General features: G+C 61.7%; 16 protein-coding genes and 1 pseudogene. 11 read left to right on the forward strand and 6 right to left on the reverse strand.

What is annotated here, in order from left to right; all coding sequences use genetic code 11:
• Positions 1–13 precede the first annotated feature (13 nt).
• Entirely contained in the window at positions 14–109 is a 96-nt protein-coding gene (locus tag PSQ40_RS14720) for an integrase core domain-containing protein (protein WP_273949939.1), read from the forward strand.
• 26 nt (positions 110–135) lie between these two features.
• On the opposite strand, the pseudogene PSQ40_RS14725 reads toward PSQ40_RS14720, so the two are convergent.
• From PSQ40_RS14725 to PSQ40_RS14735, 3 genes and pseudogenes are all read right to left on the reverse strand, one after another.
• Positions 136–324: pseudogene (locus tag PSQ40_RS14725) on the reverse strand (integrase core domain-containing protein); the annotation flags it as partial.
• A 117-nt stretch (positions 325–441) separates the two neighbouring features.
• Positions 442–1,404 carry a Bug family tripartite tricarboxylate transporter substrate binding protein gene (locus PSQ40_RS14730; protein WP_273952400.1) on the reverse strand — a complete coding sequence of 321 codons (963 nt, stop codon included), beginning with the start codon at positions 1,402–1,404 and terminating at the stop codon, positions 442–444.
• A gap of 135 nt (positions 1,405–1,539) precedes the next feature.
• Positions 1,540–2,451 carry a LysR family transcriptional regulator gene (locus PSQ40_RS14735; RefSeq protein WP_273952402.1) on the reverse strand — a complete coding sequence of 304 codons (912 nt, stop codon included), beginning with the start codon at positions 2,449–2,451 and terminating at the stop codon, positions 1,540–1,542.
• 149 nt (positions 2,452–2,600) lie between these two features.
• On the opposite strand from PSQ40_RS14735, the gene PSQ40_RS14740 reads away from it, so the two are divergent.
• The 9 genes from PSQ40_RS14740 to pcaCD all read left to right on the forward strand — a co-directional run bounded on the left by PSQ40_RS14740 (position 2,601) and on the right by pcaCD (position 12,722).
• Positions 2,601–3,545, forward strand: coding sequence for a VOC family protein (locus PSQ40_RS14740; protein WP_273952403.1), 945 nt, complete (start codon positions 2,601–2,603; stop codon positions 3,543–3,545).
• A gap of 59 nt (positions 3,546–3,604) precedes the next feature.
• Positions 3,605–4,687, forward strand: a complete 1,083-nt coding sequence (locus PSQ40_RS14745; protein WP_273952404.1) for a porin — start codon at positions 3,605–3,607, stop codon at positions 4,685–4,687.
• A 17-nt stretch (positions 4,688–4,704) separates the two neighbouring features.
• A complete protein-coding gene (locus PSQ40_RS14750) occupies positions 4,705–5,730 on the forward strand; it encodes a fumarylacetoacetate hydrolase family protein (RefSeq protein WP_273952405.1) in 1,026 nt (341 codons plus the stop codon).
• The gene (locus tag PSQ40_RS14755) at positions 5,727–6,860 is read left to right on the forward strand and encodes an FAD-dependent monooxygenase (protein WP_273952407.1); all 1,134 of its coding nucleotides are present in this window, start codon (positions 5,727–5,729) and stop codon (positions 6,858–6,860) included. Before PSQ40_RS14750 ends, PSQ40_RS14755 begins: the two co-directional genes overlap by 4 nt.
• The gene (gene fahA, locus PSQ40_RS14760; protein ID WP_273952408.1) at positions 6,857–8,164 is read left to right on the forward strand and encodes a fumarylacetoacetase; all 1,308 of its coding nucleotides are present in this window, start codon (positions 6,857–6,859) and stop codon (positions 8,162–8,164) included. Before PSQ40_RS14755 ends, fahA begins: the two co-directional genes overlap by 4 nt.
• Positions 8,157–9,233, forward strand: coding sequence for an amidohydrolase family protein (locus PSQ40_RS14765; RefSeq protein ID WP_273952410.1), 1,077 nt, complete (start codon positions 8,157–8,159; stop codon positions 9,231–9,233). The genes fahA and PSQ40_RS14765 overlap by 8 nt, the downstream gene beginning before the upstream one ends.
• Positions 9,230–10,123 carry an MBL fold metallo-hydrolase gene (locus tag PSQ40_RS14770; RefSeq protein ID WP_273952411.1) on the forward strand — a complete coding sequence of 298 codons (894 nt, stop codon included), beginning with the start codon at positions 9,230–9,232 and terminating at the stop codon, positions 10,121–10,123. The genes PSQ40_RS14765 and PSQ40_RS14770 overlap by 4 nt, the downstream gene beginning before the upstream one ends.
• A gap of 68 nt (positions 10,124–10,191) precedes the next feature.
• Positions 10,192–11,511: a lyase family protein gene (locus tag PSQ40_RS14775; protein ID WP_273952412.1), complete on the forward strand. Its 1,320-nt coding sequence runs from the start codon at positions 10,192–10,194 to the stop codon at positions 11,509–11,511.
• Complete coding sequence (gene pcaCD / locus PSQ40_RS14780) at positions 11,508–12,722, forward strand: bifunctional 4-carboxymuconolactone decarboxylase/3-oxoadipate enol-lactonase PcaCD (RefSeq protein WP_273952414.1); 1,215 nt, start codon at positions 11,508–11,510, stop codon at positions 12,720–12,722. The genes PSQ40_RS14775 and pcaCD overlap by 4 nt, the downstream gene beginning before the upstream one ends.
• A 230-nt stretch (positions 12,723–12,952) precedes the next feature.
• Here pcaCD and PSQ40_RS14785 read toward each other — a convergent pair whose 3' ends face one another.
• Positions 12,953–13,945, reverse strand: coding sequence for a Bug family tripartite tricarboxylate transporter substrate binding protein (locus PSQ40_RS14785; protein ID WP_273952416.1), 993 nt, complete (start codon positions 13,943–13,945; stop codon positions 12,953–12,955).
• A 23-nt stretch (positions 13,946–13,968) separates the two neighbouring features.
• Positions 13,969–14,925: an alpha/beta hydrolase family protein gene (locus tag PSQ40_RS14790; RefSeq protein WP_273952417.1), complete on the reverse strand. Its 957-nt coding sequence runs from the start codon at positions 14,923–14,925 to the stop codon at positions 13,969–13,971.
• A gap of 71 nt (positions 14,926–14,996) precedes the next feature.
• On the opposite strand from PSQ40_RS14790, the gene PSQ40_RS14795 reads away from it, so the two are divergent.
• Complete coding sequence (locus PSQ40_RS14795; RefSeq protein WP_273952419.1) at positions 14,997–15,899, forward strand: LysR family transcriptional regulator; 903 nt, start codon at positions 14,997–14,999, stop codon at positions 15,897–15,899.
• A gap of 317 nt (positions 15,900–16,216) precedes the next feature.
• On the opposite strand, the gene PSQ40_RS14800 is transcribed toward PSQ40_RS14795, so the two are convergent.
• Entirely contained in the window at positions 16,217–17,140 is a 924-nt protein-coding gene (locus PSQ40_RS14800; protein WP_273952420.1) for a LysR family transcriptional regulator, read from the reverse strand.
• Between the last annotated feature and the right edge of the window lie 128 nt (positions 17,141–17,268).

Genomic DNA, 17,268 nt, shown 5'->3' on the forward strand with positions numbered 1-17,268 from the left:
GCACGCCAGCCGAGTGATTGCGGACTGGATCAGTTGGTACAACCATCGGCGCCCTCACCAGGCGCTGAAAATGAAGACCCCCGCTGAGGCTTATGCGTTAGCGGCCTGACCTGTGCAGAAAGTGCTGGGTCAATACAAGGTCTCAAACCAGCTCTCGTTGAGGTGCTCGTCGCGGAACTTGCCATTGAAGCTTTCGATGTATCCGTTCTGCATCGGGCGTCCTGGCTGAATCAGGATGTGACGAACTCCGTGAGTCTGAGCCCAGGCCTTGCATGCTCTGCTGGTGAACTCTGGGCCGTTGTCTGTGCGCACCGCCTGCGGCTTCGCGTCTGGTCTCAACCGCCAAACTTCGATTGGCTGGGTCGGTTTGGCGGTTCTCAAGCAGTCTCCAGCGCCTTTGGGGATCAGCGGAGTTTGGGGTTTGGGGTGGTGATGGAGGGCTCAGTGTCCATCGGCACTGGTGCCACTGTCTCGTACCAATTTTTCCCATTTGGCATTCTCGGTGATCAAGAAGGCCTCAAAGTTAGATGCACTCATTTGAAAGGGCAGGTCTGGCGATACGGCCGTGCGGAAATCGGGTTCTGCGACGATTTTGGCCATGGCTTGGCGCAGTGTTTTTAAAGCCGGGGCAGGGGTGCCTTCTGGCACCATGATGGCGGACCAAATAGAAACATCGAAACCAGGCAGTCCAGATTCAGCAAGTGGGGTCCATGAAGGCAGCGTTTCAAATCGCTTTTTACTCGTGGTGCCGAGGATGCGAAACTTTCCCGCTGGAGCCAGATTGACGTATTGCGCTGCGCCATCCATCATGAAGTCGAGGCGCCCACCCAGGAAGTCACTGGCAGCAGCGGCGGAGCCCCGGTAGGGGACATGGGACAGTTCGATGCCTGCCATTTGAGCCAATAAGACGGCGCTCAGGTGACTTGAGCTACCAATGCCAGAGGATCCATAAGTCAGTTTGCCTGGGTTCGCTTTGGCGTAGGCAATGAACTGAGCCAAATTATTGATTGGCAAATCGGCCCGCACAGCCAAGACATTGGTGGCTGTTTGCACTGGTCCCACAACAGCCAAGTCGGTGAGTGGATTGCGTTTTTGGCGTTTATACAGGTGTGGATTGATGACCATGATGCCGGTGGTCGCCATGAGCAGGGTGTAGCCATCTTTGGGCGCTCGCATGACGGTGTCTAAGCCCACATTACCGCCAGCGCCACTGACATTTTCGATCACCACACTTTGTCCCATTTCTCGCGATAGGCGCTCGCCCGTGGCCCGAGCCAGTTTGTCCAAGCCGCTGCCCGCTGCAAAGGGAACAATCAGTCGCAGAGGGCGTTCTGGGAATGCCGCTTGCGCTACACCCAGGACGCCATAGCACAGTAGAGCCAGCCCAGCTCGAATCCATCGCATCGTTTGTCTCCTAATATGGTTTGAGGAGACGAACCATATCGATTTCTATTGAAAAAGAGCAATTGTTTTGTCCGATTGCTGCCATCGGCGAGGCTTATTGCCCATCAGGACGCGCGCGGGGAGGAGGGCGCCGGACTACAGATCATCCGCTACCGCGAGGCGAAAAATATCTTTCAACCAGTTCAAGCCCGCATCGTTCTCCCGAGCGACGGGCCACTGGAGCACCATCTCAAGTGGCGGAATGTCGACTGGATGGGGCAGGATTCTGATGGGGTGCGCGAGGGCCGCAGCCTCCGCCAGGCGACGCTGCATACCCGCTATCAACGGTGTACCAATGATCACTTTGGCCAGCAATTCAAAGGTGGGAACTGTCAGGGCCACGTCGCGCTGGAGCCCCAATTCCATCAGTCGCAGCTCTTCCCGCGTGGATCCTCCGGAGTCACCTGCGGCCTTGCGAACAGCGTGGCGCATGGCCATGTACTGCTGCAACGTGACCCCTTCTTGGACGGCTGTGTTGCTGGCACAGGCCACCAGGACGTAGTGGTCCTTGAACAGATCCATGGCGGGCTGGTTGGGCAGCATCATGGTGCGCGGCACGACAAAGGCATCAATGAGACCACGCGCGAAACGGGCCTCGTGATCGTTGGAACGACCCTCGTGGTGCAGGGTGACTTGGGGGGCCAACTTCGTGACCTGTTGTGCCACCAGGGGCAACAGCACGCTGTGTGCATAGTCTGATCCCACCACGGTGAAAGAGCGATCCGAGGTTGATGGATCGAAGTGGGGCCGGCTTCTGACGAGCTCACTCATCTGCACCACCAAGTCGTGAACCTTGGGTGCCAGGGACGCGGCAAACGGCGTCAGCGCCATGTCGCGTCCAGCGCGGTGCAACAGGGCGTCGTCGAAGTGCTCGCGCAGGCGGGTGAGTGCCCCGCTCATGGCCGGTTGACTGATCGACATCAAGACCGCCGCCCGCGTGACGCTTCGTTCAGTCAGAAGGTGGTCCAGTGCAACGACCAAGTTGAGGTCAAGTCGATTCAGATGCATGAGCCATGTTAACCGCAGTACCCACCGGCCTGAGCGGGTTTGTTCAGGGGCCAGACTGGTATCGGTCAGTCTTATCCAAGCTATCCGGCAAAACGATTTTGCTCGCAGGCACTATTTTTCTATCCTTGGGCCACTTTGAGGGTTAATCAATGGCGATCACAGGTATTTATTCCATTACGTACGCTACCGATGATTTGGAGCGCGGTACTCAGTTTCACAAAGATCTTGGTCTGAATTTGGTGCGAGAGGACGACGCGGGGGCAGACTTTGAGTTGCTTGATGGCTCTCAAGTATTGTTGCGAGGATTGGCTTCTCGTGATTTACCCCCGGCATATGGTGAATCTGTCTGCGGAGTGCGTGAGGTTTGCTGGGCGGTGGACAGCGAGGCTTCTCTCTATGAATTGGCCGGTGATATCGCTCGTGACCGGGAATTGAGTTTCAGTGGGACGGCTGAATGTCAATTTCTTGATGATGCCGGCTTGTCGGTGCGCTTGCGCGTGTTCTCGCTCAAGCCTATTTCTGCTGAGTTGGATCCAACCAATGCGCCGGGCCGCGTTGAGCGGCTGAATAAATTAAGAACATGGTATGAGCGCGCGCGGCCGCAGCAGATGCAGCATATTGTTTTCTGCTCTCCCAAGCCGCGTGAGGCGGCGCTCTTTTATGTCGAGCGCTTGGGTTTTTCGATCAGCGACATACAAGAGGAAGGGGGCGTCTTCCTCCGTGCTCCCGGCAATGTGCAGCATCACAATCTCTATTGGCAGCGAGCTGATGAGTATGGTTTCCGACATGTTTCATACGGTGTTGCCAATGTCGATGAAATCATGGCAGGTGCCGCCTTCATGGCGCGTCAAGGTGTTAATAGCCATTTGGGCTTAGGGCGCCACCGAATCTCATCTACGTTCTTTTACTACCTGCCCAATCCTTGTGGTGGGGATGCTGAGTATTCAACTGATTCTGATTGCCTTGACGATCATTGGCAGCCGCGTGTCTGGGGGCGTGCCTTTGGGCATATATGGTGGCTGGCTCAAGTGCGCCCCAACGAACCGGCACCTCGAGTGCGCTTGGCCAATGCCGAAGATCTGAAGCTTGTCTGAATTTGCCTCGATGTCAGCAAGCCAAGTTTTGAAAATACCAATCAATATCAGGAGACAAAATGCGCATTGTTTTTAACCGGACGAACCTGTGGTCAGCGGTCGCGACACTGCTGCTGGGGGCTGCTCAAGTTCACGCACAAACCAGCAACGTCTCGCTTTACGGCGTGCTCGACGTGGGTTTCTCGAGCACGTCCGACGTACAGGGGGGCAAGTTCAACCAGATCGCGACACGCCACGAGTCCTCTTTCTGGGGCATGCGGGGCCGTGAAGACCTTGGCGATGGGATGCGTGCGTCCTTCCAATTCGAGCGCTCCGTGACGGTTGCCTCGGGGGCGGATGGGGTGAGGAGTTCCTTCGTGGGTTTGGCGGGACACCACTGGGGGGCGATCACGATCGGGCGGCAGTATGACTTGCTGGTGGATCATGTTCAGACGGATCCTGCGCGACAGAACTCCATCACGACGGTCGTCCCGGGCAACTACGACCGATCGCTTGGCAATTACCTGGACAACAGCATCAAGTACAAAAGTCCCGCGTTCGGGGGGGTGGTGTTCGGCGCCATGGTGGCCACTTCGCAAGGCGCTGCCGCGAATGCCGGTCGCGCCAGTGGTCTGAATGCGATGTATGAGGTGCCCGGGACCCGTGTCGTGGCCACCGTCTTGAAGGTGGATGGCACCACCGCTCGACCTTTCAACGACCTGGGGGTCAACAGCCTCTTTGGTATCAGCATGGGCAAGGATCGGACGAGGTCCGTTGTGATGGATCAGACCATCGTGGCCCTGGGGGCTTTCCATGACGTTGGCGGCGTGCGCTTGTTGGGCAATTTCAGCGACACGGCGCTGGAGTCGGTTGCCAATGGTCGCAAGGAACACTACCGCGCCTTGCGACTGGGGCTGTACACGCCGGTCAAGCAGGGTCTGAAGTGGGGGGTGGGGACCAGCATTTCCACCTTGTCGGATTCGCGGTGGACCAACCTCCACGCCATTGCGACCTACGTCTTCAGTCCTCGTTCTGAGGTCTATGTGCGTGCCGTGACGCAACGCGCGTCGGGGCCGCAGCAAGCCGCAGCGCTCTTCCTCGAAGGGCCATCGTCCTCGTCCCGGCAGACGGTCTACGGCGCTGGCATCACTCATCGATTCTGACAACTACTGAGCACAATATGAATCAAGTTTCCTGGGCCCTGGGGTGCCATTCCATCGCAGGCAGCCCCCCTTTTCCGACGGTCGTGATGGACGATCAAGTCATCGCGTTGCAAGCATTTCAGGCGGCCGCTGCGGTTCAAGGCCGTTTCCTTGCCGGCATTGAATCCACACAAAGTGTGTTGGAACACTGGGATCACAACCATGCGGTGATGGATGCGCTGGTGAAGCAAGTGGCGGCTGGCGCCCTCCCTGCGCTGCGCGCACAGGCTGTTCCGCTCGCTGGCCTGAAAGCCCATGCTCCGATCCCCACACCGCGTCAGATTTTTTGCACTGGGGCCAATTACCGCTCGCATGTGCTTCAGTTGGCATTTGATCAGCCGGACAGTCTCGGTGCTGGCGATACCCCTGAGGAGCGTCGCGCCATTTCTGCCCGCAAGATGGATGAGCGGGCCAAGAATGGGTTGCCGTACGCGTTCTTGAAGCTACCGAGCGCCGTGGTCGGTCCGAACGACCCCATTGTTCTGCCACGCGAGGTCGCCAAACCTGATTGGGAGCTGGAGCTGGTCGTCGTGATCGGTCGGCTGACACGGCATGTGTCCCGTGACCAGGCCATGGACCATGTGGCTGGCTACACCGTGGGCAATGACATCAGCGCTCGGGATCGCCTGTATCGCCATGATTTGCGCACCATCGGCACAGATTGGATGTCCTGCAAATCAGCCCCTTCATTCCTGCCGCTGGGACCGCACATCGTGCCTGCAGCGCAGGTGCACTCGCCTCAAAGCCTGCAGATCCAATTGCACCTCAATGGTCAGTTGATGCAGGACGCCAGCACGGGTGAAATGATTTTCGACATCGCTCGCCAAATTGAGTACCTCAGTTCGCGCGTCACCTTGTGGCCCGGGGATTTGATCATGACGGGCTCGCCCGCAGGCAACGGCACCCACTACAAGCGTTTCCTGCAGCCTGGCGACGAGGTCGTTGGACACATCGCGGGTATTGGTGAAATTCGCAATCGATGCGTGGCAGAGGAGTTCGCATGACGAGCCCCCTCAATGCCCCCGTGTTGATCGTTGGTGGCGGGATTGCTGGCTTGGCCTTGGGCATCGCGCTGCGACGGGCAGGCAGGGATGTCGAACTGGTCGAGTTGAACAGCGCCTGGAATGTCTATGGGGTCGGCATCATCCTGCAAGCGAATGCCTTGCGTGCCCTCCGGCAACTGGGTCTTGCGGACGCCTGCATTCAGGCGGGCTTCCCCTATGCCGTGAGCTTGCATCATGAAGAGGACGGTCAACCGCAAGCGGCCCGTCACAAACCCAGCCTGATGGACGAAGGGTTGCCCGCCTCCTGCGGCATCTTGCGTCCTGCATTGCATGATCTGCTGCGCGAGGCGGCGTTGAGTGCCGGTGTGCAGGTGCGTCTGGGCATCACCGTGGCAGCCCTGCGCCACGAGCGTGATGCGGTCGAGGTCAGTTTCACCGATGGGCGTCAGGGGCGCTACGCGTTGGTGGTGGGGGCCGATGGCATTCGGTCCCATGTCCGAGCGCTGTGTTTTCCTGAGGCGCTGCCGCCGCGGTTCACAGGCCAAGGTTGTTGGCGTTACACCCTTCCCCGCAGCACTGAGGTCAACAGCGCGGTGATGTACCACGGCCGGCAAGCGCGATTGGCGGGCCTGGTCCCCGTGTCGCAGACGCACATGTACCTGCTCCTGTTGTCTGAAGAGGCGGGCAATCCCCGGATGCCGGAGGCTGAGTTACCCAGTCTTCTGCGCGACCGGCTGCAGCATTTTGGCGGGCTGATTCCCGCCGCGCTCTCGCACCTGCCGGGGCCGGAGGGCATTGTCTATCGGCCATTGGAGACGCAGTTGGTGTCGGCCCCATGGCACCGGGGGCGGGTGGTGTTGGCCGGTGATGCGGCACACGCGACCACCCCCCACATGGCTCAGGGGGCTTCCATGGCGTTGGAAGATGCCGTGGTGTTGGCCGAATGCCTGGCCGGTGCCGGTTCGCTGGAGTCGGCATTGCAGGACTATTCCTCACGCCGGTTTGATCGCTGTCGGCGGGTGGTCGAGGCTTCGGTTCAGATCGGGAATTGGCAGATGCGTCCAGAGCCTGGTGCCGACCAACTGGCCTTGGTGCGTGAAGTGGCTGTTGAACTGATGAGGCCCGCATGAACCTCGACGAGACACATGACCCCGCATTGACTTCGTGGGTGGAGTCAGCCCAGGGCCCGACGGATTTTCCGATCCAGAATTTGCCATTGGGGCGCTACCGAACGCCCGCCGGTGCGCAACGCATCGGGGTCGCCATTGGCGCCCAGGTGCTCGACCTGGATCGGGTCATTGAACTGGATCTTCTGACGGCAGAGGCCAAGGCGGCTGCCAGCAGTGCCTTGAGGAATCCCCTCGGGTTGACTCAGGCTGAACGGGTCGCTCTCCGGCGTGGCCTGTCCAAGATCCTCTCCATCCAAGACGGGCGAGCACGCCGCCACGCCAGTGAATTGCTGCAAGAGCAAACCAGCGTTCAAATGCTGCTGCCGACGACCGTGGCCGGGTTCACCGACTTCCAGGCGGGAATCCACCACACCCTGAATGGACGCCGGATGAGGGGTGGGGGTGCCGGGAGTTTGCCCGCCAATTACCACCAAGTACCGATCGCCTACAACGGCCGCGCTTCTTCGGTGGTCGTGTCCGGAACGCCCATCAGGCGGCCGCGTGGCCAAATCTCAGGCCCTGCCGGGGTGGATTACCGCCCCACTCAGCAGCTGGACATCGAACTGGAATTGGGCATTTGGGTTGCGCAAGGCAATGAGTTAGGCCATCCCATGGCGTTGGACGATGCCGACTCCCACATTGGCGCCTACTGCTTGATCAACGATTGGTCTGCTCGGGACTTGATGGCGTGGGAAATGGACCGCCTGGGGCCTTTCACGGGCAAAAGTTTCGCGACCAGCGTCTCACCTTGGCTCATCTCACCAGAAGCGTTGGCTCCTTTTCGAGGCCGAGCCTATGAGCGTGCTTCCGAGCCCGGACTTCAGCCACCGCCTCATTTGCGCAGCGAGGCGCAGCAGGCCAACGGTGGATTGCACATCGGGTTGCAGGTGCTGATCAACACCGAGCAGCGTCGGGCGGCGGGCGAAGCACCGATCGTTGTCGCTGAGTCCCACACGCGCCACCTTTACTGGACCCCTGCACAGATGCTGACACACCACACGAGTGGCGGCTGCAATCTGCTGTGCGGCGATTTGCTTGGGACGGGCACGATCTCGGGGCCTGCGCCCAACGAGGGTGGGAGCTTCAAGGAGCTGGGGGGCAGTGGGACCACGCCATTCCCCGTGGGGCGTGAGGCCCGGTGCTGGGCGGAGGACGGCGACCTGGTGATCCTGCGCGCAAAAGCCCAGCGAGCTGGATTCCAGAGCATCGGCTTTGGTGATTGTGCGGGGCACATTCTTCCTTCGCAGGGCGGTGCGCATGGCTGAACTTTTCCAATGCGTTCCTAGAACGCAGCAATCGCTTGGCACGCCTTCACCGCAGTTGGCCCGATCTGGCGGCACGGTGGTGGATGTTCATTGCCACGTGCTGTGCCAACAGACCGAGCAACTCGCGGCGCAGCTCGGCGTCACGGGGGAGGCGGGCACGATGCGGTTCGCGTCAGCGGCTTCGCGTCAGGCCGCACTCGCACAGCGCCAGGCCATTCAGGTCCAAATGACCCAGGTCGAAGCCCGCCTGGCGGACATGGATCGAACAGGCATTGACCTGCAGGTGTTGTCCCCCGCGCCCAACCAGTACCACTATGACACGGAGCCCGAGGTCGGACGTCAGTTGGCGGCTCGCGTCAATCAAACGGTGGCAGAGATGGCGCAGCACCCCTCAGGTCGATTCCTGGGTTTGGGGACGGTGCCGCTGCAGCACCCCCAATTGGCTGTTGAGGCCTTGCGCCATGCCGTCAAAGAACTGGGCCTGCGGGGGGTCGAGATTGGCACCCATGTGGGCGGCAAAGATCTCGACACCTTGGGGCTGGAAGACTTCTTCGCTGAAGCACAAGCGCTTGGTGCCCTTGTTTTTCTGCATCCAGCAGGGTTCAGCGAGGGGCAACGACTGGGTCAGTATTTCTTGAACAACATCATCGGCAACCCCCTTGAATCCACGGTGGCGGTGAGTCGATTGGTGTTCTCGGGGCTGTTTGAGCGCCTGCCTGATCTGAAGATGTGTGTGGCCCACGGCGGAGGCTACTTGCCGGCCTACCCAGGGCGCATGGATCACGCGTGGAAAGTGCGGCATGAATGCCGAGCATGTCTCTCGCACCCGCCTAGTCAGTCGCTTCGGAAGCTGTACTTTGACACCTTGGTCTACAGCCCGCAGCAACTGACCCACCTGCTGAACACCTACGGCGCAGAGCGTCTTTTACTGGGCAGCGACTACCCCTACGACATGGGCGATCCAGCCGCGCGAGAGCACATTGAAGCGCTCGCCGGTCTGTCCGAGGCCGATCGCCGGGCGATCCTGGGCGGCAATGCACTGCGACTTTTAGAGGTTATCAAGAAATGAACTTTGACCGTGATTTCAAGGCATGGCCGATCGGGCTTCACCGGGTTGCCGAGGGCGTGTACGCCTACATCCAGGGGAACGGTCCGTACGGCAATGCGGGCTTCAGCAACGCGGGCTTTGTTGTGGGCCCCGACTATGTGGTCGTCATCGACACGCTGGGGACCAATTCGATGCACGATGGCTTCATCAAGGCCATTCGAAGCGTCACCGACTTGCCGGTCGGGCTGGTGATCATTACCCACCACCACGTTGATCACGTTCTGGGCACGCATCGCTTCATGCCTGCGCGTGTGATCTGTCATCGCCAATGTCGATCGCACATCGTTGCCGGTCGCGACACCATGGTGCAACGTTGGCGGAACATGCGGCCGCTGTTGGCACCTGACCTTGAGGAGATTCCCGTGGTGGTTCCAGACATCACGTTTGAAGATCGAATCAGCATCCATTTGGGTGATCGCGAGTTGGTGGTGTTTCATCCCGGTTTGGCCCACACCGACGGTGATGCCGCGGTTCACTTGCCGCAAGACGGCGTGTTGTTCACGGGCGATTTGTTCTTCAACCAGGTTTGTCCCGCCGCTTTCCAGGGCAGCGTGAGTGGTTGGATCGCCGCGGTTGAGAGTTTGCTGGCGCTTGAAGCCGGTGTCATTGTTCCGGGCCACGGCCCGGTGGCGGACCGAGCCGCGCTTGAGGAGATGTTGCGCTACTTGCGAATCATCCAGTCAGAAAGTGAGCGTGCCTATGCCCAGGGTCTGACACCTGAACAGGCTCAGGCGCAGATGGAGCTGGGTGAATTGCGCGACTGGTTCGACACCGATCACCGCTTGCTTCAAGACATCCAGCGTGTCTATGAAAGCTTGCAGTCGGGGGCCCCGTCGTCTCGTCCGGCTTGATGATGTCCACACCATTTGATGCCGTGTTGACCAGCGCTGAGTGCAGCGCTTTGTTTGACACCTCCGCCATGGTGCAGCGCATGCTGGATGTCGAGGCGGCATTGACCTGGGCGCAGTTTGACTGTGGCCGCATCGAGCACCAGCAGGCGACTGCCCTTGCCGAGGCATGCCGAGTTGACAATTTTGATGTGCCGGCACTGCTCAATGAGGCCAGGCGCTCAGGCAGCTTGGTGGTTCCGCTCGTGGCGCAATTGACCCACATCGTGGCGGCTCGTGATCCGCTGGCCGCCAAGCATGTTCATGCGAACAGCACGAGCCAGGACATCATCGATACGGCCATGGTGCTTGCCACCCGGGATGCCCTCTCATTGATTGAGCGCGATCTCAGCACCTTGATCCATGCGCTGCTCCTGTTGGCACGCACTCATGCGGCGCAACCGATGTTGTCCCGCACGCTGATGCAGCCCGCGGCCGTGCAGCCCTTCGGGTTGAAAGTCTTGAACTGGCTTCAGCCGCTGCAGCGGTCCCGGGCCGCGCTCGTGGCCCGCGCCCAACCAGCGCTTGTCCTTCAGTTCGGCGGGCCGGCGGGGGCGTTCGGCTGGGCCAACGCGCAGGAGCGCGAATTGGTCCAGGCCCTGGGGCATCGTTTGGGATTGCCTGTCCCCGACGGGGCCTGGCATACCCAGCGTGACGAATGGGTGCGCTTGGGGTGCGAGTTGGCGATCCTCTGTGGCGCCTGTGGCAAATTGGCCCGCGACTGGTCATTGATGAGCCAAGCTGAGGTCGGTGAACTCCACTGGGGTGGATTGCCCGGCGCAGGGGCTTCCAGTGCCATGCCACACAAGCGTAATCCGGTGGCGGCGTTGATGGGGGTTGCTGCGGCGACCCGCGCGCCGCTGCGGGCTGGCGGCATGCTGTTGGGCATGGTTCAGGAGCATGAGCGTGCGCTCGGTGCCTGGCATGTCGAGTTGGCCGAGTGGGGTGACCTCGTGCTGTCTGCCGCGGGCAGTCTGGCCGCGCTTTCCAGCGCGGCGCAGGGGCTGTACATCGATGTTGAGCGAATGCGTCAACACATTGAATCCCAGAACGGACTGATCTTCTCCCAGCCAGTCACAGAGTTGCTGTCCCAGGTCCTTGGACGGCCATTGGCCAAGCAACTGATGGCCCATGCGTGTGAGGCTTGTCGCCTCCGGCATCGGCACCTGCGCGAGGTGCTGCTTGAGACATTGAGTGATGTCGCAGATTGGCCGCCACAGCTCAACGATGCATTGAGCCGAATTTTTGATGTGGAGGCATTGGCGACCTCCATGGCCAAGTGCATCGAACCTGCCATCGAGACCTTGTGGATGGCGTCGAGCGCAACTTTGTTGACTGAGGAAACTGAATGAGGCTAGACGATTTCGAGCGTGGACTGAAGCAACGGCGTCACGTCCTGGGCGACGCATGGGTCGACCGTGCGACATCGGAGGCCACCGCTTTCACGGCGCAGTGGCAGGACTTCATCACCCGCACCGCATGGCACGCGGCTTGGTGTGAAGAGGGTCTTGCGACCGAGACGCGGCGGCTGCTGGCGATGACCGCCACGTTGGCCCTTGGCCGGTGGGAGGAGTTTGAGATGCATGTGCACGCGGCCTGGCGCGCAGGCATCTCCGAAACCGACTTGCAGGACATGCTGCGGCTGGCTTCGGTGTATTGCGGCGTGCCTGCCGCGAACACGGGCTTCCGCATTGCAGCAAAAGCCTTGGCCATGGAGCGTCGCCCATCGCCACCGTCTCCATTGACCCCCATGCTGCGCGAGCGTTCCTTTCATACCTTCAGCGCGCCTCAGATCCGGGTGGTGCTGCAAGGTCCGGAGCATGGCATTCCGGTGGTGCTCTGCCATGCGCTGGGATTGGATCACACCCTGTGGTCGGGCGTCGCTGCTCACCTGGCCGATCGTGGGTACGCCGTCATGCGGTATGACTTGCGAGGGCACGGTGAGTCTGACTTGACCGCGGACATCACCATGGAGGCCCTGGTGGACGACGCCGCGAGACTGATTGGGGAATGGGGGAAGGGGCCGGTGGTCTTTGTCGGGCTGTCCTTAGGGGGGCTGATCGCGCAGGGCTTGGCCATTCGGCACCCTGGGTTGGTGCGTGGCCTCGTCCTTTCCAATACGGTCGCCACTTACCCGTCAGCCAGTGCCGCGGCCTTTCTGGCCAGAGCGGAGCAGGTGCGGCAACGTGGGATGGCTTCAGTCGTGGATGAAATTTTGCAGCGCTATGTGTCCGCAGCCTTTCAGCGGGACGAGCCCGAAGCCACGGCCCGGCTGCGGTCCCAGTTGTTGCGATGCGACGCCCATGGGTATGCCGCTTGCTGCGCTGCCCTGGCCCAGGTGAACTGGTCGCAACAGTTGCACCGCATCCAGGTGCCTGCCTGGGTCGTTTCCGGTGCTGAAGATGTCGCTGCACCACCTGGCTTGCAAGAGGTGCTGGTGAACGCAATAGCGCACTCGCAGCACACGGTGCTTGAGGGGGGACACCTGCCTGTGCTCGAAGCACCTCAGGCCTTCGTGAATGGGCTGGATGACTTTTTGGCGAGAGAAGGGGGCCCTCCCTGAGGGGCCTGTCAGCGTTGTGGGGCGAGGCTAGTCCGGCTCGATGTCGCCGGGCTGCTGCAACCCCCCCGTGAGCCCACTGCCTGCGGTGCCCGCTTTCAGGCTCCGCCTTGAACACGGGGACGGGAGGTGCGTGACGACCTGCGCACCAGCGCTGGGGAACGCGGGTGTCGAATCTGGGCCTTGACCCGCACTGGCTGCATCGGGGCTTGTCCCCCACCGCCCCCTGGATCTCATTTCACCTTGAGGCCGCTTTGTTTCACCACCGCGCTCCAATCGCTGTGGCTCTTCGCCACAAAGGCGGTGAATTGAACCGGCGTCATCGGGGGGCTGATCTTGACGCCGTAGTCCTTGAACTTGGTGCGCACCTTCTCGTCGGCCAGCACATCGGAGAAGGCCTGGTTGAGTTTGGCGATGATGTCGGGCGGCGTGCCCTTGGGGGCAAACAGACCGGTCCAGAAGTAAAAGTCCATGCCTGCGAGTTCGGCGGTCTCGCCGGCTGCACCCAACTCGGGGGCGCCCAGGTCACGCTCCTTGCTCATCACGCCGACAGGGGTCATCTTGCCTGACTTGATGGGTTCCAGCAGCGCCGGAAGTCCAGACAAGGCGATGTCCAAGTGCCCGCCCATCAAGTCCAGTGCAATCTTCGATGCCGAGGCATAGGGGATGAACTCGATGTCGACCTTGGCGCGTTGTTTCAGCGACTCCATGGCCAGTGCCGGCAGGGAGCCGGCCCCGGTGGCGCCGTAACTCAGCTTGCCAGGGTGGGCCTTGGCGTAGCTGATCAGGGAGGCGAAGGAGTTGATGCCCAGCGAAGGCTTGGCGACCATGGCGAGACCGCTGGTGCCCAGCGGGGCGATGGCGTCCAGGTCCTTGTGGCTGTAGGTCACGGTGCTCTCTGTGAGGGGGGCCAGCACCACGTCTGACACGATGCCCATCACGATGGTGTAGCCGTCCGGCGCTGACTTGACGCCCTTGTTCACGCCCAGGGTCCCCCCGGCGCCGGGCACGTTGTCGACCACCACGGCTTGCTTGAGCTTGGCCTCCAGCCCCGGCGTGACGATGCGCGCAAACACGTCGACCGTGCCGCCCGCTGCGTACGGAACAATCAGCTTGATGGGGCGGCTGGGGTAGGGGGACTGCGCGCAAGCGCTTCCATGGGCGAGCGCCAAAAGGCTGGTGGCGGCCAGGGCCAGGGTCAGGGGGCGAAGGCGATGGGTGATCATGCTTGTCTCTGTTGGTGAAGGGCTCAGTTCTGATGCGCGCCGGTCCAGCGGGCCACTCGCTGGAAGATCTCGTCGCTGTTGGTGTCCATCATCGGGAAGTGCGAATTGCCCGGGATGCCGGCTTGCGGCAGATCCAGGACGGTGATGGTCGTGTGCCGTGCTGCCTGAGCGAAGTACCGCTCGGCTTGGGCTCGATAGCCCAGCCAATGGCTGCCGGAGGCCGCGATGTGGTCGCCCCAGACCACCAGGTGGGGGGGCAAGGCGTCCACGGGGGCCTCAGCGGGCATGCCGCCGGGCTCCACAGCCACGACGCCGCGCACAACATGCGCAAGCCTGCGTGCAATTTCTGTGGCAAAGCCTGCGCCCTGGCTGTGCCCCACCACGATGCAAGGCCCGATCTGTTGGACCAGCGCCTCGTAGGCCGACAGGATCAAGCCTTCGTGGTCCGGCCACCGGGGCACCCACTGTTTGGTGAACTCATCGAAGGCGGCGGTCGGAAAGCGTTGCCCCTCAAACGTGTGGCGCGCAGCCGGGTCATCATCGAACGTGAGTCCCAGCCGAAAGGTCTTCCACCCTTCCTCTTGGGTGCGAAAAACCGGTGCTTCTTTGAAGATGTGGGGCGACATCGCAAACGAGGACCGACCGCGCTCGACCGCATCGCTGACGTAGACGTCGTAACCAGCCTCCAGGAATCGCCAGAGCCAACCGGGCCGCCCGTCAGGGGTGGTTTCCCAGGTCGCGCCGGTCATGCCCCCGCCGTGCCACAGCAGAACCGGCAGGGGGTGGGTGGGCTTGGCGAGTTGATAGTGCTGCACGTACATCTGCCCGTGCATGTGGGCGCCATTCGGATTGACTTCCCGGGGGGCGCCGTTGAGCACCATGCTGCGGTACTGGACGGGCAGGCCTTCGAGTCGGGTGGTCTGGCCGCCGACGAAAAAACTGCGCAGCGATTTGAGTTGAACGGGGGCTGTTGGCTTCATGGGGACCGAATTTAGGCAGCCCTGAATCTCGCGTCAAACGCAAAAATATGCATCACAATTGCGTTATGCACATGAATTACAGCATCGATGATGTTCGCGCCTTCTGCTACGCGACGCGTGCGGGGCAGTTTCAGGAAGCCGCCGACCTGCTGTGCATCAGCCCCTCCGCCCTGAGCCGACGCATTGCCAGCATCGAGTCGGTCATTGGTGGGCCGGTGTTTCACCGCAGCACGCGCCATGTGCGGCTCACCACGCTCGGGGCCGCGTTGTATGAGCAGGTGTCGCCGCTGCTGGCGCAGATGGACGGGTGTTTCTCGCAGGCCATGCGCATGGCCAGGGGCGATGCCGGTCGGCTGGTTTTTGCATCGGTCGCCACGGTGGCCTACACCCTTTTGCCGTCCGCTTTGGCCGCGTTCAGCGAGCGCCATCCGGGCGTCTTTGTCGCGGTTCGGGATGGCATCTCGGCAGCGATCACCAGCCTGGTGGAGCAGGGGCATGCGGAGTTTGGCATCTCCACCCAGATGGCGTTTGGGTCTGCGCTCGTGGCCGAGCGGATCGGCACGTATGGCTTTGGTGTCATCGGCGCCAAAGGGCATCCCTGGCTGGGCAAGCGCAAACAGGTCACCTGGCGCGACCTGTGTGGGCAGAAGGTCATCGGCCTCAATCCTATGAGTTCCACCAGGCTCCAGGTGGACGCCGAGCTTGCCAACGCGGGCCTCGAGTTGCCCTGGACCATGGAGGTCGATCAGTTCTCAACCCTGCTGGGTTTGGTCTCCGACGAGGGCTACCTCGCGGTGCTGCCCACCCTGTTCGATGCCCAGCGGTACGGGCTCAAGATGCTGGCCCTCACCGAGCCGGCCGCGCAGCGTCAACTGTTCTTTGTCCGGCGGCGTGACAGTGCGCTGTCGCCGCAGGCGCAGACCATGGCGGATTTGCTGTGCGACGCGGTGCGGCGTCACCTTGAGCCGGGTTGAGCGCGCGGCCCGCTGTGCCATGGGCCAGGTGATCCCTTGGCCATGCCCGCTGACCGTCCCTGGCGTGAGGGCCCCACCGCGTTGCGCGACGTCCCTGCGGGCGTGCCAGTCCCGGGGGGCGCGTCCCGTGTCCGCGGCGTCATGGCCAAAGCAGGCCGGGTGCCGGCCCCGGTCGCCATGCGCTGGGCGTTGCGATCCGCGCCTTGGCTGCAAGGCTTGCGCCGGGGCGCCTGATGGCGTGGCATGAAACAACATGACATGAGGTGACGTCGCTAGACAGTTCGGGTGGCATCGCGGGCGTCACCGTCCCCTTGGGTTCACCAACCCGGGTCGCCGGGACGCGGGCCATCGACGTGGCGCCCCAGGTAATCGCGCAAGTAGTCCACGAAGCAAGTCACCTTGGCCGACAGGTTCAGGCGTTCCGAGAAAACTGCATGGATGTCGGCTGCTGGGGTGTCGTGCTCCGCCAGGACCTGTTTCAGGCGACCGCTGCGCAGGTACTTGGCAACGTCCCATTCCGCCCGCATCAGGATGCCATGGCCCTCCAGGGCCCAGCGCAGAGCCACTTCGCCGTCGTTGGTGCTGAGTTTGCCGTGGACCTTGATGGTTTCGGTGCGTTCCCCCTTGCTCAGGCGCCAATGGCCATAGGCACCGGTGTTTTGACGCAGCACGATGCATTGGTGCTGGGTCAGGTCATGGGGGTGGTGGGGGGTACCTGACGCTCGGAGGTAACCGGGCGAGGCGACCAGCAGGCGTCGGTTCACCGCCACCTTGCGCGCCACCAGGCGCGAGTCCGGCATGTCGCCGAAATGGATGGCGATGTCGATGGATTCATCGGGCAGGCTCACTGGCCGGTCGGTCAGGTGCAACTGCACCTCGACTTCGGGGTAGGCCTTGGCAAATCCCGCGATCGCGGGGCCCACATAGGAGCGGCCAAAGCCCAGCGGTGCGTTCACGCGCAGCAGTCCTTTCGGTGCGGCGCGGCTGCTGGAGACCAGTCGCTCCACCTCGTCAATGTCGCTCAGGATGCGCTGGGCATGCGTGAAGTAGACCTCACCTTCGCTGGTCAGGCTGATGCGCCGGGTGGTGCGGTTCAGCAAGCGCACACCCAGGCGCTCCTCCAGTAAAGCCAGGCGTCTGGACACGGCTGGTGGGGTCAGGTTCAACTCGCGCGCCGTCGCAGCCAGGCTGCCCTGCTTGACCAGCAGGCAAAAGAAACCCAGTTCGGTGTCTTCTTTCATTATTCAGTTTTTTGCACTTATAAATTAATTTTATGTCGATTCATTGATCTGTTTACTCAAACTAAAGTCGCCCCATCCTGGCACCCGGCCCCCTGGGGACCCCGCAGGCCACTGCACTTGAGAGACAA

This window comes from Curvibacter cyanobacteriorum, from assembly GCF_028649475.1.
GTDB lineage: Bacteria > Pseudomonadota > Gammaproteobacteria > Burkholderiales > Burkholderiaceae_C > Curvibacter > Curvibacter cyanobacteriorum.